This window comes from Alicyclobacillus macrosporangiidus CPP55, from assembly GCF_000702485.1.
Classification (GTDB): Bacteria; Bacillota; Bacilli; order Alicyclobacillales; family Alicyclobacillaceae; genus Alicyclobacillus_H; species Alicyclobacillus_H macrosporangiidus_B.
Genome location: NZ_JNIL01000001.1, coordinates 1,082,304 through 1,097,653 on the forward strand (window position 1 = coordinate 1,082,304; position 15,350 = coordinate 1,097,653).

Annotated in this window: 15 protein-coding genes, 1 tRNA gene and 1 pseudogene; 9 read left to right on the plus strand and 8 right to left on the minus strand. The window is 60.5% G+C overall.

Features of this window, described 5'->3' with window-relative positions; all coding sequences use genetic code 11:
* Positions 1–88: 88 nt before the first annotated feature.
* Both ltrA and N687_RS0105685 read right to left on the minus strand, forming a co-directional pair.
* Positions 89–1,492 (minus strand): group II intron reverse transcriptase/maturase, encoded by a 1,404-nt coding sequence (ltrA, locus tag N687_RS0105680; protein ID WP_029420938.1) that lies wholly within the window; start codon positions 1,490–1,492, stop codon positions 89–91.
* A 453-nt stretch (positions 1,493–1,945) separates the two neighbouring features.
* Positions 1,946–2,377, minus strand: coding sequence for a BrxA/BrxB family bacilliredoxin (locus N687_RS0105685; RefSeq protein WP_419670151.1), 432 nt, complete (start codon positions 2,375–2,377; stop codon positions 1,946–1,948).
* A gap of 221 nt (positions 2,378–2,598) precedes the next feature.
* Here N687_RS0105685 and hemE point away from each other — a divergent pair, with 221 nt between their 5' ends.
* The 4 genes from hemE to N687_RS0105705 all read left to right on the plus strand — a co-directional run bounded on the left by hemE (position 2,599) and on the right by N687_RS0105705 (position 6,429).
* Complete coding sequence (hemE, locus tag N687_RS0105690; protein ID WP_029420940.1) at positions 2,599–3,660, plus strand: uroporphyrinogen decarboxylase; 1,062 nt, start codon at positions 2,599–2,601, stop codon at positions 3,658–3,660.
* Complete coding sequence (locus N687_RS0105695; protein ID WP_029420941.1) at positions 3,657–4,658, plus strand: ferrochelatase; 1,002 nt, start codon at positions 3,657–3,659, stop codon at positions 4,656–4,658. The genes hemE and N687_RS0105695 overlap by 4 nt, the downstream gene beginning before the upstream one ends.
* On the plus strand, positions 4,651–6,171 hold the full coding sequence (hemG, locus tag N687_RS0105700; RefSeq protein ID WP_051662989.1) for a protoporphyrinogen oxidase: 1,521 nt from the start codon (positions 4,651–4,653) through the stop codon (positions 6,169–6,171). Before N687_RS0105695 ends, hemG begins: the two co-directional genes overlap by 8 nt.
* 161 nt (positions 6,172–6,332) lie before the next feature.
* Positions 6,333–6,429: transfer RNA gene (locus N687_RS0105705), tRNA-Sec, on the plus strand.
* 62 nt (positions 6,430–6,491) lie between these two features.
* Here the strand turns inward: N687_RS0105705 and N687_RS0105710 are convergent.
* The 6 genes and pseudogenes from N687_RS0105710 to N687_RS0105735 all read right to left on the minus strand — a co-directional run bounded on the left by N687_RS0105710 (position 6,492) and on the right by N687_RS0105735 (position 10,261).
* Entirely contained in the window at positions 6,492–7,001 is a 510-nt protein-coding gene (locus N687_RS0105710; protein ID WP_029420943.1) for a GNAT family N-acetyltransferase, read from the minus strand.
* A 54-nt stretch (positions 7,002–7,055) separates the two neighbouring features.
* A complete protein-coding gene (locus N687_RS0105715) occupies positions 7,056–7,466 on the minus strand; it encodes a VOC family protein (RefSeq protein WP_029423580.1) in 411 nt (136 codons plus the stop codon).
* Positions 7,467–7,604: 138 nt separating this feature from the next.
* Positions 7,605–8,012 (minus strand): annotated as a pseudogene (locus N687_RS25075) (HAD family hydrolase); the annotation flags it as partial.
* A 43-nt stretch (positions 8,013–8,055) separates the two neighbouring features.
* Positions 8,056–9,363: an acyl-CoA thioesterase/bile acid-CoA:amino acid N-acyltransferase family protein gene (locus N687_RS22885; RefSeq protein ID WP_197029212.1), complete on the minus strand. Its 1,308-nt coding sequence runs from the start codon at positions 9,361–9,363 to the stop codon at positions 8,056–8,058.
* Between the two features lie 206 nt (positions 9,364–9,569).
* Positions 9,570–9,698, minus strand: coding sequence for a hypothetical protein (locus tag N687_RS25080; protein WP_269320486.1), 129 nt, complete (start codon positions 9,696–9,698; stop codon positions 9,570–9,572).
* Between the two features lie 35 nt (positions 9,699–9,733).
* Complete coding sequence (locus N687_RS0105735) at positions 9,734–10,261, minus strand: YfiT family bacillithiol transferase (RefSeq protein WP_029420944.1); 528 nt, start codon at positions 10,259–10,261, stop codon at positions 9,734–9,736.
* Between the two features lie 81 nt (positions 10,262–10,342).
* Between N687_RS0105735 and N687_RS25420 the strand changes: the two genes are divergently transcribed.
* From N687_RS25420 to N687_RS0105755, 5 genes are all read left to right on the plus strand, one after another.
* Positions 10,343–10,600: an SDR family NAD(P)-dependent oxidoreductase gene (locus N687_RS25420; RefSeq protein ID WP_197029213.1), complete on the plus strand. Its 258-nt coding sequence runs from the start codon at positions 10,343–10,345 to the stop codon at positions 10,598–10,600.
* Positions 10,570–11,334 carry a response regulator transcription factor gene (locus tag N687_RS0105740; protein WP_419670120.1) on the plus strand — a complete coding sequence of 255 codons (765 nt, stop codon included), beginning with the start codon at positions 10,570–10,572 and terminating at the stop codon, positions 11,332–11,334. The genes N687_RS25420 and N687_RS0105740 overlap by 31 nt, the downstream gene beginning before the upstream one ends.
* Entirely contained in the window at positions 11,331–12,476 is a 1,146-nt protein-coding gene (locus tag N687_RS0105745; RefSeq protein WP_029420946.1) for a sensor histidine kinase, read from the plus strand. The genes N687_RS0105740 and N687_RS0105745 overlap by 4 nt, the downstream gene beginning before the upstream one ends.
* A gap of 106 nt (positions 12,477–12,582) precedes the next feature.
* Positions 12,583–13,362 (plus strand): ABC transporter ATP-binding protein, encoded by a 780-nt coding sequence (locus tag N687_RS0105750; RefSeq protein WP_029420947.1) that lies wholly within the window; start codon positions 12,583–12,585, stop codon positions 13,360–13,362.
* A 37-nt stretch (positions 13,363–13,399) separates the two neighbouring features.
* Complete coding sequence (locus N687_RS0105755) at positions 13,400–15,283, plus strand: FtsX-like permease family protein (protein WP_029420948.1); 1,884 nt, start codon at positions 13,400–13,402, stop codon at positions 15,281–15,283.
* Positions 15,284–15,350: the final 67 nt, after the last annotated feature.

A 15,350-nucleotide genomic window follows, 5' to 3' on the forward strand; every position in this document is an offset into this window, starting at 1 on the left:
CTGGTACCCACATCGATAATCGAGTAGGAGGGGGCGCCTAGCCCCCGTCCTCTCACACCACCGTACGTGCGGGTCCGCATACGGCGGTTCATGAAACACCACGAAGTGTAAGGTATCTCGCCTGAAGACTGCGCAGTCCCAGTTGTTCGAAGTACGTTTTGTCCATGGCCTGGTTCAGCATCCTCGCCATGAACCACGGCCCTCGCCGTGAATTGGCTGTCATGTGCACCACCCATTCCGGTTGCCCCAACGCGCGTAGCTCCCGATACCGCGTGCGCACCCGTTTCCATTGCTTCCAAATGCACATCCGCAGCCTGCGCCGGATCCATTCGTCGAACCGTTCGCAGTGCCGCTTCATCTCCGCCAGCCGGTAGTACGCCACCCATCCCATGATGTACGCGTTCAATTGTCTGATGCGCTCCGCGATGGGCATGCTTCGTGAGCGGCTGGTGATCTGGCGCACCCGCTCTTTGAACCGTTCGAGCGTCTTCGGTGCCAGGCGTATCGTGGCCAGCTTGTCGGGCAGAAAGCTGAATCCGAGGAACTTCAGTTTCCACGGCCGGTCTACCGCACTCTTCTCCTGGTTGACCTGCAGTTTCAGTGTCCCCTCCAGGTATCTGGTCAGTGACGCCATCACTCGCTCGCCCGCCCTGCGCGACTTCACGTAGACATTGCAGTCGTCCGCATAGCGGACAAACCGATGTCCTCGCTTCTTCAGCTCCTTGTCGAAGTCGTCCAGCATGATGTTGGCGAGCAGTGGGCTGAGGGGGCCGCCTTGCGGTGTCCCTTCCTCGTTGCGTACGACCACCCCGTCCGCCATGATGCCTGCGTTCAGGTAAGCCCGGATGAGCTTGAGCACCCGCTTGTCCTTGACCTTCCGTGCCACACGCGCCATGAGCTTGTCGTGGTTCACTCGGTCGAAGAACTTCGCCAGATCCAGGTCCACTGCCCACCGGTAACCCTGTTGAATGTATTGCTGTGCCCTGCGCACCGCATCATGGGCGCTCCGCCCCGGCCGGAATCCGAAACTGTTGTCGGAGAACTCCGGGTCGAAAATCGGGTTCAGCACCTGGAGTAGCGCCTGCTGGATGAATCGGTCGATCACGGTGGGGATTCCCAGTCCCCGCACCCCACCTCCGGGTTTCGGAATTTCGACCCGCCTGACGGGCTGCGGTTTGTAGGTCCCCGCCAACAGCTGCTGACGGATGTCAGCCCAGTGGGTCTGGATGTACGACCGTAGTTGTGTTACCGTCACGCCATCCACCCCTGGCGCCCCCTTGTTCGCCTCAACTCGACGAAGCGCCAAGAGCAGGTTCTCCCGCTCCAGCATCTTCTCCAGCAGGGAGTCACCCTCTTCGCAGGATGGGGTCTGCACTTGTGCCAACGACGAACTCGGCCCTCCAATCTCGGCCTCTCGCGGCTTCACCGCTACTCTCCGGGCGGAGGCCCCTTGCGGGGTATTCTGCTGTCGTCGCTCGTCGCATGAACGCATGTAGTCCATCCTCGTTTCATGTTCGGCCCTTCCGCGGGCGAGCGCTCGCCTACGTACTATGGCCTCTGCTGACTCCTGTCCGTTCAGCGCCGCCTCTCGACGGCGGTTACCGGCTCTGCCGGCGTACCGGACAGGCCTCCCCGGATAAGAACGGCCCCTTTCCTCTCATGCACCCGCCGCATTTACTGCCACAACCCTTGGCGACTTCGGACTTCGTTGTGCCTTGTCAACTCATCCAACTGTGACAGCCTCAGATGCGGTTCGTGTACCTCGGGTCGAGAGTTTGTCTCCAGCTTCCTTCGGATTCCACCTCACGATGGACACCCTTGCTCTTGGCTAACGGTAGGTATGTCGCCAACCCCCGTTCGGGACTTTCACCCTATAGAGACCGCCCATGCCGGGCGTACAAGAGGAAGGCCGCCCATTCGGACGGCCCCTTGGGTTTCCGCACCCTCAGCAGTACTGGTTGAACATCGCCCGCAGCCGGTCGGCGACGTGCTCGGCGCTCGTCCCCTCGATGTCGCTGCGGTGCAGTTGGTCCACCAGCTTCCCGTCTTTGAACAGCCAGATGGAAGGCGACGAGGGCGGGTTGTTCTCGAAGTACTCGCGCGCCCGTGCGGTCGCCTCTTTGTCCTGGCCGGCGAACACCGTCACCAACCGGTCCGGCCGCTTCTCCTGTTGCAGCGCCAACGCCACACCCGGCCGGGCGATCCCGCCGGCGCAGCCGCACACGGAATTGACAAACACCAGGGTGGTGCCCGTCTTCTCCTGCATCACCCGGTCCACCTCCTCCGGTGTGCGGAGCTCTTCGAATCCGATCTGCGTCAATTCATCCCGCATCGGCTGTACCATCATGGCGTAAAAGTCAAGTTCCATGGTCACAATCCGGCACCTCCCACTCAGCCGGTGTCAACACCGGCCTCCCTGCCCGTATTATACCTGGCCGCGCCGGCAATTGACAGTTCGGCGAACGTCCCTCTCCAATCCTTCCGTCGACGTCCCGCCGCGGTTGCATCACCACTTCTTCAATCGGTATAACTAGGGAAGAAATGCCGGAGGAGACGCGCTCTCTGGTATCCCCATGACAGACAGAGAAGAGGACGCAGATGGCCCAACACCCGTTTTTGCTCGCCTGCCAGCGGCAGCCCGTGCCGTACGTGCCGGTGTGGTACATGCGCCAAGCCGGTCGCTATCAACCGGAGTACCGGCAGTTGCGCGAACGCTACTCCTTGCTGGACATCTGCCGCATCCCCGAGCTGTGCATGGAAGTGACCCGGTTGCCGGTCACCCAGCTCGGGGTCGACGCGGCCATTCTCTTTTCCGATATCATGGTCCCCCTGGGGCCCATGGGCGTCGACTTCGACATCGTGGAACACGTGGGGCCCGTCACCCACAATCCCGTGCAGTCGGCGGCCGACGTGGCGCGCCTTCGAGTGTACGATCCCGCCGCCGAACTGCCCTACGTGGCCGAGAGCGTTCGCCTCATCTGCGACTCCGTCGACGTACCCTTGATTGGATTCGCGGGGGCACCGTTTACGCTCGCCAGTTACATCGTCGAGGGCCGGCCATCGCGGGATTACCTCAAGACCAAGCGCCTCATGTGGTCCGAGCCCGCGGTGTGGCAGTCCCTGATGGACAAACTCGCGGACGTCGTCATCCGTTACCTCCGTATGCAGATCGATGCCGGGGCCGCCGCCGTTCAAGTGTTCGACAGCTGGGTCGGCAGCCTCGCCCCGGAGGATTTCCAGGCGCACGTCCTGCCCGCCATGCGGCGCATCTTCGGGGCGATCGCGGACACGGGCGTCCCCGCCATCTATTTCGGGGTGGGCACCGGCGAACTGCTGCCTTTGTTCGCGGAAGCGGGCGCGAGCGTCGTCGGAGTCGACTGGCGGGTGTCCATCCGCGAGGCGAGACGCCGCACGGGCGGGGGCGTGGCTATCCAAGGCAACCTGGACCCCGCCCTGCTCCTGGCCCCCTGGCCGGAGATTGAGCGGCGGGCGCGCAGCGTGATCGATCAAGGTTTGGAGGCCGATGGCTTCATCTTCAACCTCGGTCACGGCGTGGTCTACCACCAGCCGCCGGTGGCCGTCGACACGCTGCGCCGCTTGACCGAATTCGTCCACGAATACAGCGCGCTGCGCATCGGCGCGGGGAGGAATGGCGCATGACAGAACCGGTGGGCGTCCTCCTGATGGCCTACGGCACCCCGACGAGCCTCGACGAGGTGGAGGCGTACTATACTCACATCCGGCACGGCCGGCCGCCGACCCCGGAGCTGCTGGCCGATCTCAAGGCCCGTTACCAAGCCATCGGCGGGGTCTCGCCGCTCAACGAAATCACCCGCCGGCAGGCGTCCGCCCTGCAGGCGCGGCTGGATGAAATCGACGGACCCGGGCGGTGGCGGGTGTTTCTGGGCATGAAGCACACCCGACCGTTCATTCAGGACACCGTCCGGGACATGGTTGCGTCTGGCATCCAAACCGCGGTCACCCTCGTCCTGGCGCCGCACTACTCCACGATGAGCGTGAAGAGCTACCAGACGGCGGCAGACCAAGCTGCCGCGGAGGCGGGCCCGCGCCTGTGGCACGTGGACAGCTGGCACCTGCAGCCGCAATTTCTGCAGGCGCTGGCGCAGCGGGTGACCGCAGCCCTCGCCAAGCTGTCCCAGGGGGCGTCTTCGGACGGTGCGGTTTCCGGCAGCCGGTCCACCCCCCAGGCGACTGACGGTGCGCCCGGCGGCACTCCGGCGACCGTCATCTTCTCGGCCCACAGCCTTCCGGAGCGGATTGTGGAAGCGGGAGATCCCTATCCCCGCCAACTGCGCGAGACCGGGGAAGCGGTTGCCCGCTTGGCCGGTGTCACCGATTACACCTTCGCCTGGCAGAGCGCGGGCCGTACCGACGACCGCTGGCTCGGACCGGACATCCTCGACGTCATCCGGCAATTGGCCGGGCAGGGCCGGCGGCGCATGGTCGTCTGCCCCGCCGGTTTTGTCGCAGATCACCTGGAGGTGTTGTACGACGTGGACATCGACTGCCAGCGCCTCGCCGCCGAATTGGGCGTCCAGTTGGTGCGCACCGCGTCGCTGAACGATGATCCGCTGTTCATCGCCGGCCTCGCGGACGTGGTCCGGTCCCGGGCTGCCCGGGGCGATCACCATGGGTGACCCGTCCGGCCAGAACGCGCGGGTGGTGATCATCGGCGGCGGGATCACGGGCCTCGCCGCTGCACTCGCGTTAAAGGACCGCGCAGATGGCGAACGGATGCCGATTCGCGTCACGCTTTTGGAACAGGCCACCCGAGTCGGCGGGAAGGTGCGCACCTATCGGGAGCACGGTTTTGTCATGGAGGCGGGGCCGGATTCGCTCCTGGCGCGCAAGCCCGCGGGCGTGGGCCTCATCCGCCGCTTGGGTGTGGAAGGAGAGTTGGTCGGCACCAGCCCGCAGGCGACGAAGACCTACATTGCCTTCCGCGGGCGGCTCGAACCCATCCCACCCGGGACCAACATGGGCATCCCCACCCGCTGGGCGCCCTTTGCCCGCACGCGCCTCCTGTCCCCCGCGGGCAAGGCCCGGGCCCTGTTGGATCTCGTCCTCCCGCGCGGCAGCCGGGACGAAGACGAATCGGTGGGGGCGTTCCTGCGCCGCCGCGTAGGTGATGAGGTCGTGGATCACGTCGCGGAGCCCCTGCTGGCCGGGATCTACGCGGGGAGCATCGATCGGCTGAGCCTCCTCGCGACCGCCCCCCAGTTCCGCAGGTTGGAGGAGCAGTACCGCAGCCTCATCCTCGGCTCCATCCGTGAGCGCCGGGCCGCCTCCCGCGCGGCAGCCTCTGCCCCGGAAAAGAGTGGACACGGAGAAAGCGTCCGCAGCGCCTTCGTCACCCTGCGTTCCGGGCTGGAGACACTGGTGGAACGGCTGTACGACACCCTGTACGAGTGGGCGGACATCCGCACCCGAACGGCGGCGGTGTCCATCCAGCGGACCGTCGACGGCTACGCCGTGGACATCACGGGGCCGGACGGCGATGAACGGTTGGCGGCGGACGCCGTGATCGTCGCAACCCCAGCCCCTGCCGCCGCCCGCCTGGTGGGGCCGCTGTGTCCCGTCGCCAGCCGCCTGGAGAACGTGCGGTACATCTCCACGGCCACCGTCATCCTCGGCTTCCGCCCGGGCAGCGTACCCGCCAATCTCGACGCGTCCGGGTTCGTCGTGCCGCGTCAGGAGGGGCTGGGGATCACCGCGTGTACCTGGGTGTCGAGCAAATGGCCCCACGCCGCCGGCGGCAAGGGCGTGCTGCTGCGCTGCTACGTGGGGCGGGACGGGCAGCAGGAGGGCCTTCAGCAGACCGACGCGGAGATGGTCGCGATGGTCCGGAACGAGCTCAGCCGGCTCATCCAGCTGGACGCATCCCCGTGGTTCACCATCGTCACCCGCTGGGACCACGCCATGCCGCAGTACGACGTCGGCCACCTGTCCCTCGTGGCCCAGGTCGAACAGTCCGTGCAGCGCACCCTCCCGGGCGTCGTACTCGCGGGGGCAGCCTACCGGGGCGTCGGAGTCCCCGACTGCATCGCGGACGGACAGCGAGCCGCCGAACGGGTCTTCGCGCACCTCGCGGCGCACCGTCCCGCGCATCGGCCGGCCGGGCAGCCGGGTGAACTGCCGGGTGGACGCTGATGGTACCGTGCGACCCAAAAAGGCCGCATGGGGTCCAGTATTTGGCCGGTCAGCGGTCCATCTGGACCGCTGTGCCAGCCCCTCTTGAGGCCGAGATACAACGGAGGCACGCTTGAGTTCGGGGCCCGTCCGGTCTATACTGGCTAACGGGCCGACACCATGGGAACGGATGGGGTACTGGTGTCCCTCCTGGTCTTCAAAACCAAGTGGGCGGCGTGGTGCGTCGCCGGTCGGTTCGATTCCGACACGTTCCCGCCAAACCGTTGTCACCAGCCGCAAAGGGGCTGAAAATCCCCTTAGTCTCCGGTTTGATCATGCGGTCAGCATACACCAAACTCTTTTGCCAGTTCGATCTCGTCGTGAATCTCGATCCCGTGGTTTCCAATCAAGGGAATGGCCGGTTTGATTTTTCTCGCTTCATCAATCGCTCCAGGGTAAACGGCTGCGATTCGGTAACCACGCCGCTGATAAAACCGCAGCGCTTCCACATTGTCGTTACTGGTTATGAGCCACACCCGACGGCAACCAGCCGCGCGCGCTTCGTCCTCTACCGCCTGGAGCAACTGTGTACCCACTCCGCCACCTGGATTTGTGGCGTTGATGCTCATCAGTTCGCAACCGCCGTTATCATCAAAGCGATACGTCGCGGCGCCGACAAATTGGCCATCGACCTTGGCGATGAGGGATTCCAGGTCGACAAGCCGATAGACATGGCCACGGCTGAGCATAATGTCCCCGCCCCATTCGGATTTCCACAGTTCTTGGAGCCAGCGAATGTCAGCTTGTCCTTGTGGATGCAATACTTCAATCTTTGCGCCTGTGTTCGTCATTCGGCCTCCCATCCCCGTTCCGTGTTCGTGAAAGTCATGCACTATTGTCCATGTTCAAGTCCATACCTTCATGCGTTCAGCCAACGTTCCTGTGTGAAATTCGAGCTGTGTCCCATCCGGATCGAGAAAATTTACGGTCCAGCCACCGCCGCGTTCCACTGGACCTCTGACGATGGTGATTTTCGCTTGACGCAGCGTCTCGACAGCCGAATGAAATTCTTTTGGAGCGATGTAAAATGCCACGTGGTCCACACCGAGTTGCGGGCTTTGTGGCGGCATCTCCGGTCGCTCTTGCAGACAAACCCATGCCGTGCCCCATTCCAGATACGCGTCCCGTCGACCCTGGTGAACCAACCTCATACCTAACGTTTGAACGTAAAACTCAAGCGACTTTCTTAGATTGGACACATCGATGGTAACGTGGCTGAAGCCCTTCGTTCGGGGGGCGGCTGCCTGTTGGTCCAATCGACCTTCTCCAACCAGGAGAGCGATGGCTTCTGGCACATTCTGAACATCCCATACGGGCAAGATCCATGGCGGCGTGACAACTGACGTAGAAAAGTCTTTACGCACACAGACCTCTGGATTTTGAAGCCAGATCGCATGCATGCCACTGCGGTTCGCTCCGAGGATGTCTGTGTCCCATGTATTCCCTACCATAACCGCTTCATCTGGAACGATTCTCAGGGTGTCCAATACTCTTTGGAAAACGACAGGGTCCGGCTTCCCGGGTCTGGAGGGATCAAGTTCTGACGCTGTGGCATGGATATGGTCAAAATACGCTTCTATGCCAAGTTTTTTGAGTGTGCGGCGAGCGGTGTCGCTGTCGCTCACCGCTGTGTTGCTGAGAACTGCTTGGTAATAGCCCTTCTCGTGAAGCGTCCCCAGCACCTCGAGAACAGCGGGTCGCAGCTTGATATCGTGATACGTATCGAGAGGCTCTTTGTCCTGACCGCCAGGGGGCGGGGTGGTGAGGGTGTCCCCCAGATCCCAAATGATCAATCGAATCAACCCGATACCCTCCTCGACGCACGTGTTCCACTACGATACTCGGTCAGTCGAATGACTCTGCGTATCCTAGTGAGGATAGGCGTCCCAAGAAAGCCAAGATCTCTCCCCACGATTCTCTGGAAGCATGGTGATTTGCTTTCGCGGTTCCGCCATTCATTCGCAATTGCGTGGTTGGCACACCCGGAAACCGAATCACGTGTCCAGCGTCAGGGTAATCAAGGTGAACACATTCGTAAGACGTTCCATGTTCACGTAGCCGCTGTTTGATCCGCTCACAGTGCAGTGTAGCTGGCCACCAATGATCATCTCCGGACGAGATGAGCAGAACAGGACCGTGTATCCGCTCGACCGGTATCTCATACTCCTTAAGGTCGCCAGCTTGCAAAAGCGCGGTTCGGTGTACATGATCCATGCGCAATCTATGGTTCAGACACTGCTCTGCCTCGGTGCATAAACCATCAGACCATGGTACGCACGGAATCGGATGCCCGTCCACCGACCACGATGAATACGTTAAGTATCTTCCACTCTCATCTCGCTGAATGTCTCCAACGCACACGACGGAACTCGGACTGGACGCGATGACACCGGAAATCTCGTGATATCTGGCACCGAGCAAAAGCGATAATTCTGCCCCCTTGGACCGCCCGTACACGACAATTTGTCCATTGCATGCCGCATGACCCTTGAGCCACTGGATAGCCTTCTCAAAGTATTCCAGCGGGATTTCCCGTAAATTTTGCGGCAGGTTTTCAAAACGGAAATACGCTAATGCCAATGACGGATATCCATGCGACGCCAGTAGCGCTGCATACGTCATGGGTGACGCTAGACCCCCTTCACCGCCTCCGAGCACGATGATTCCAGGGGCCGGAGCACTCCCTTTTGAAAAGAACAGCTTCCCCACCATATCCGGTTCTGTGATATCCAGTACCTGAACGTGTGGATCGTACAGCCTTCGGACGCAGCTTGCTGTCCCGATGATCTCCCTTTGCCTTTGGACATAGAATTGCACCACAGTTTCTCTCGGTTCATAACGCAAATCTGCATTCCGATATACACGAGTGTATTGGACATCCTTCATCTCCATTGACCAAAACAAACCCATGCCATCCACACAATCGTAACTACCAGAGACAGGTTGATGCGTGTCCAAGTCCACTCTGCCATTTGAATCGGCGATAAATGTCGCGGATGATCGTGCTGAACAAGGGAGTCCAAGAATATTGTTGGTTTCTGCCGTGACGGTAACGGGCGAATCGGGTGGTAAGCCATCCATTTGAATATGGACGGGTTCGTCCAGCAGACTGACTTCCGGTGTGACTTGTACACCAACCTGAATAGTATTCACCCCCCGACTCAACAGACAAATGAAACGCCGACGTCTACTTTTTTTACCGCTTCGTGTCAGACAATTTGCGCCAAAACATGAAGACCGTTTTCTACTCGTCGCCAACACAGGCCTCGTCCACAGATAATTCTGAGTGCTCAACAGGAGACACATACTCCCAGACGATAAACCATGAGTTCCCGACCGGGTGTGGGCCCGGGTCCATGTTACGGGAGCAAGCGAACAATCAGATTGCCGCCGTCAGACAACACTTGCCCATCGGTGGCATTCAGCCCGATGTCGTTGGCGGCTTGTATCAGTTCTGCGATCCGCGCTTCGAGACTTCTCATTTTCACTGTGCGTCGATCATCCTCCAAGCCCGTGCCAAAGCCTATCGCCAACCCATTCGTTCGCACAATCTCGTAATCTGAGCGATGTGATGTCGTCCATGCCACACGAACCGATGAAGGGCCATGTCGAGATTCATCACACCCAACGTGGCATGGGAAAATGTTCGGCGGAAGTCCTGTGTCCGGAGGGCGCGGAGCAAGACCACAAAGCGCTGATGCAGTACCTCAAGAAGCGTTAAAGATAGTTCCACAGGCATCTCACGGTAGTCACCGAGCTCAGCCCACAAGTCCTCCCGATATGGTGGTGTGACGGGCACTTCCTCCGTCAAGGCTCGCCTGAACCGAATGTATGCATTCATGTTGTTGTCCGCCAAATGGTGGACCACCTGTCGAATCGTCCATCCCCCCGGACGATAGGCCGTATCTAGCTGTTCATCTGTAAGCCTCTCGACTGTGGTGCGCAGGATGGTTGGCTGCGTTGCGATCTCCTGTATCCACTGTTGCCGTTGTCCGGCGCTCACTTCTCGGGCGGGTTCGTAAGCGCCAATGGGAAAGCGCAAATCTTCCATACGGCTGGAGGCCCCCTCTCATCGGACTGTGGAAACCGAGCTGGCCAAGAAATCCACAATTCATTCTATCGGACGGGCTCAGTGGACTGCCATCTACACCGTGACCGCTCAAACGCCGGCATCGACCCGCACCTGGGGAGCGATGAGGAGATGTCGGACGAAAGATGGGATGACATCCTCTTTAACCGTTGGGCGACATGCTTTCATGTCATTCGAGAAGTTGTACCATACATGACAAGACAGACATTCGGATCGATCCTTGCTACATCGTCCGTTTCAGGCAAAATACCCATGTCCGTGAAAATCTTGTGTACCTGCACATCACGGACATTCGCTTGAAGGGGCTGATCGAACTGTACAACCACATCTTTCTTGTTGAAGACGACGCGGCCTTGGCGTCTTATCTCAAGCAACAATTAGAGCGGTTTGGATACGAGGTGCACGTCGCCGAGGAACTGCGCGACGTGGCGGAGGAAGCGAGGCAGGTTCAACCCGACCTCATCTTGCTGGACATCAACCTTCCCTACTATGACGGCTTTTACTGGTGTCGGCAAATTCGCTCGTTTACCAAGGCGCCGATCATCTTCCTGTCGGCACGGGACGGTTCCATGGACCAAGTGTACGCGCTGGACAGCGGCGGTGACGAATACGTTACAAAACCGTTCCATCCGGACGTTCTGATCGCGAAGATTCGTGCGCTGCTGCGAAGGACCTATGGAGAGTACGCGGAGATTCCTCGACAGGGTGAAGCTGTCCCTGACGTGGTCGTCGTCGGCAACGTGAAGATAGACCTAAGAAAACTCGTCTTGGAATCGGACCAGAGAACCGAATCTCTGACGAAGACGGAAGGGACGTTGCTGCGCGAACTGCTCGCTGCCAACGGCGAGGTGGTCACGCGCGACACACTCTTGGAGACCATCTGGGACGACGCTGAATTCGTGGACGACAACACGTTGACGGTGAACGTCGCACGGCTGCGCCGCAAGCTGGAGCCGTTCGGCTTGGACGGCTCGATTGTCACCGTCCGGGGATTGGGTTACCGGCTGGATTGGAGTGGAGGGCAATCTAGATGACGTTCTGGGCATTTCTCAGGGATCAGTGGCGGGTGATCGCGTTCTTCCTGGCCGGCACGGGGTTGTTGTGGCTCGTCTGCTGGTTTGCCGCGTTGGAACAGGGTGTAATATTACGCTGGCCGCTGGTTCTGTACTCGCTGCTGCTGGCTTTGTTTGCGCTCTTCATGTATGTCCTCGTCGAGTACCTGCTGCGGCGGCCGTTCTATCAGGACATGAGGGCCCGTCTCGAAGAGGAACTGTCCCTGCAGTCCGGCGACGTTCCGCTGCGGGCGATCACGCACGAGCAGCGGTGGTTCAATGAACTCCTGAAACGCTATCAAACCGCCTACAGTGCTCAGATTTCCGCATTGGAGGAGCGCCAGAACTTCTTCGAAACCTTCACCGTGCGGTTTGTTCACCAGATGAAGACACCCGTGACGGTCCTGCAGCTGTTGGAACAGGAACTGCGGCAGGGGACGGGAGACCGCAGGGCAGATCACCAGAGGCGAGAAATTACGGACGCACAGCTCGATACGCTCGACGAAGAGTGCCGCCGGTTGGAAGCATCCATCAACGCGATGCTGTACACGTCGCGCCTAAACGCATTCTCGTTCGACGCCAGGATGGAGCGGCTTGACGTCGTGGGGCTGGTCCGGGACGTTGTGAACCACCATAAGAGCGCGTGGATCCGCCGCAAGTTGTACCCGCGGTTGGAAGCTCCCCCTCATGCGGTCTGGGTCGTATCGGACCGCAAGTGGCTGTCTTTCATGGTTGACCAAATCATCCGCAACGCCCTTCAGTACGGCGTCAAGGTGGACGAGCATGGCCAAGCCCTCCCTTCGTCATTTGAAATTCGAGTATCCGAGGACGAACACACGGTCCGGTTGGCGTTTCGGGACGAGGGGATCGGCATCCCGGAGCGCGACATTCGCCACGTGTTTCAGCCATTCTACACGGGCGACAACGGGCGCACGCACTCGCGGGCGACGGGAATGGGGTTGTACCTGGTCAAGGAAGCAGCGGATCGCCTGGGCCATGAGGTGGAGGTCTCTTCCGAGGTCGGCCGTGGGACGACCGTCGTGTTCCGGATTTACGCTGCGGACTACTATCGTCCCGCGATGACGGGGACGGCGGCAAAAGAAGGCGGCGGAAAAACGGAGTGACAAAATTGTAAGATTGACGGGCGTGGATGTAAGGTTCGCACAAGGCACGGCGGACCCTGTCCTTGGCATACTCACGGTGAGACGAAGCAACAGGAGGTATGACACCGTGAACATCCTCACGGCGAAGCGGTTGACCAAAGTGTACGGATCGAGACACGCGGGTGCCGTCACGAAGGCGCTCAACGGAATCGATCTCGAAGTCAACCGGGGGGAGTTCGTGAGCATCATGGGCCCGTCCGGCAGCGGCAAGACCACGTTGCTCAACATCTTGGCGGGCATCGACAGGCCGACGAGCGGTGAACTGCGCATCCACGGGCAGGAACTGGCCAAGATGCGCGCGTCCGAACTGGCGCTGTTCCGCCGTCGGCAACTCGGGTTTGTATTCCAGGATTACAACCTGCTGGACAGCTTGACGGCGGCCGAAAACGTGGCGCTCCCGCTGGCTCTCGACGGCAAACGGGGGGCAGCGGTGCGAAAGAAGGTGCTCGAGGTGCTCGAGTACCTGGGGATGGGCGAACATGCAGATCGGTACCCGTATGAGCTGTCCGGCGGGCAGCAGCAGCGAATCGCGGTGGCTCGAGCGGTTGTGCACCATCCCGCATTGATCCTCGCGGATGAGCCGACGGGAAACCTCGATTCGGCGTCCGCGAAGGCCCTGCTTGAGATTTTTGCCAAACTGCACCGAGAGCAGGAGTCGACCATCCTCATGGTGACGCACGACCCATTCGCCGCCAGCTACAGCAAGCGGGTCGTCTTCATCAAAGACGGCCAGGTCTTCTCGCATCTGGACGCTCCGAGTTCGCGCAGCCAATTCTTCCAGGAAATCTTGCACGCTCTGGCGGTATTGGAGGGAACCAACCATGACATGGCGCCGACTCGCATGTAAGAACCTCCTCCACAACGCCAGGAGGTACCTGGGATACATGGCGTCGAGCACCTGCGCGGTCCTGGTGTATTTCATGTTCTCCAGCTTCACCCTGAATCCTCACATGAAACAGGGCTATATGGCCGCCAATGCCAGGTACGTGCTCGGCGGGTGCGAGTACATCATCCTGTTCTTTGCCGTGTTCTTCATCCTGTTTTTCCATGCGGCGCTCATTCGCATGCGGAGCCACGAATTCGCGCTCTTTCGGGTGCTTGGAATGACGCCGGTGCAAGTGTGGCGAACCGTGTTTGTGGAAAGCATCGTCACCGGCTTGGTGGCCATAGTGGCCGGTATCGCGCTCGGGGCCTTGTTTCTCAAGCTCTTCCTGATGGCCATGGGCGCACTGCTGAACTTGCCTGTGTCCATTCCATTCGCACTGCCCGAACAGTCCATTCTGCTCACGGTGTCGCTCTTCGGAGCCGTGTTCGTCCTCGAGGGACTCATCACGGCTGCACGCACCGCCCTGCACACGCCGAAGAGCCTGATGCTGGCCGACAAGGCGCGGCAGAGGGCGGACAAGGCGTCTTGGTGGCTGGTCGCTCTGGGTGTTGCGGCCATCGCGGTCGCCTATTATCTCGCCGTTGCGCAAAGCCTGAACATCATCGTCAACTTCTTTCCCATCATCGGGTTGACGGCACTCGGCACGTATCTTCTCTTTACGCAAATTTCCGTGAAAGTCCTCAACGCGTTGCGGAAACGGCCCCTGCACGGCGTGGCGCTGCTGGTGATCGCCCGGTTTGCCCACCGCGTGAAAGACAACGCGCTGGTGCTGACGGTGGTCACGCTGTTGTCGGCCACGGTGTTGAGCGGAATGGGAGCGGTGTTTGGCATGAAGTCCGTGCTCCACCAAAACTCGACCCAGGTCGATCCGTTCCCCGTCATGCTCATTCAACCGCAAGCCGGCACTTTTCCATTGACGCCAGACGACGTGAAGCGCCAATTGTCCGAGTCCGGGACGCCGGTTTCCGGCCAGGTGACCTTTCCAGTCGCAACTGCAAGCGTGGAAGAGGTGGGCCGGGCGGGATCGCAGCCCGTGCACATCACCGTCGTCTCTGCCTCGACGTTTGAACGGGTTCGCCAGCATTTGATGGATGCGGAGCCTGAAACGCGGAGTTTTCTCAAGGTTGCTCCGCCGGCCCCGGACTCAGGGCGAGCCAACTTCTTCGTCAACTATCCGCTGGTTGTCCAAAAACCGGTGTTTCCAACGGGTGAGATTCGCGTGCTCGAGGCCCCGAAGATGTCCTTTCATGTCAACGGGCAATACGACGCGCGCATCATGAACGAACAAACGGGCAAGATTTCGGACTTCGTGCTGGAAGTGTCGGATGCAGATTACGCGAAGCTGTCCAAATCCCTGCCAGAAACGTCGAAATACCAAATCACCGGGTTTGACGTGCCCGACTGGAAACACTCCCTGGTGGCCACGTCGGCACTGCAAAATCGCCTGAATGAGGTTCAAAAGCCGTTTTTGACGGCGCGCGTCCACGTGGATGAGGAGGTGACTCAGACGCTGTCAACCATGATCTTCGCCGGTTTCTTCGTCAGCGTCCTCTTTCTGATGGCCTGCGCGACGGCCCTCTACTTCCGGCTGCAGTGGCAAATGGCTGCAGACAAGCGGCAGTTCTCAAGCCTCCTGCGGATCGGCATGCAGGATCAGGAAGTATTGGGGACCTTGACGCGGGAACTGCTCCTCCTCTTTTTCGCACCGGTCGTGGTGGGATTGGTTCACAGCACGGTGGCCATGGTGGACTTCTCTCACCTGATTGCCGTCAAGGGCAACCCGTGGCCGGTGTTTGCCGTCGTCGCGGGGATCTACATCGCGCTGACCGCTTTGTACTTCGCCTTGGCGCGCATTCGGTACGCCCGGCAGGTCCTGTCGTAATGGCGCCCGCTGGCCCCTGGGGGCGTCCCGGCCGTCATGGCCGGAGGGACCGGCCCCTGATTCGTAA

Bases quoted from the DNA above. Each gene is read 5' to 3' on its own strand.
- ltrA (WP_029420938.1), bottom strand. From the start codon at position 1,492: ATGCGTTCATGCGACGAGCGACGACAGCAGAATACCCCGCAAGGGGCC.
- hemE (WP_029420940.1), top strand. From the start codon at position 2,599: ATGGCCCAACACCCGTTTTTGCTCGCCTGCCAGCGGCAGCCCGTGCCG.
- N687_RS0105695 (WP_029420941.1), top strand. From the start codon at position 3,657: ATGACAGAACCGGTGGGCGTCCTCCTGATGGCCTACGGCACCCCGACG.
- hemG (WP_051662989.1), top strand. From the start codon at position 4,651: ATGGGTGACCCGTCCGGCCAGAACGCGCGGGTGGTGATCATCGGCGGC.
- N687_RS0105710 (WP_029420943.1), bottom strand. From the start codon at position 7,001: ATGACGAACACAGGCGCAAAGATTGAAGTATTGCATCCACAAGGACAA.
- N687_RS0105735 (WP_029420944.1), bottom strand. From the start codon at position 10,261: ATGGAAGATTTGCGCTTTCCCATTGGCGCTTACGAACCCGCCCGAGAA.
- N687_RS0105745 (WP_029420946.1), top strand. From the start codon at position 11,331: ATGACGTTCTGGGCATTTCTCAGGGATCAGTGGCGGGTGATCGCGTTC.
- N687_RS0105755 (WP_029420948.1), top strand. From the start codon at position 13,400: ATGGCGTCGAGCACCTGCGCGGTCCTGGTGTATTTCATGTTCTCCAGC.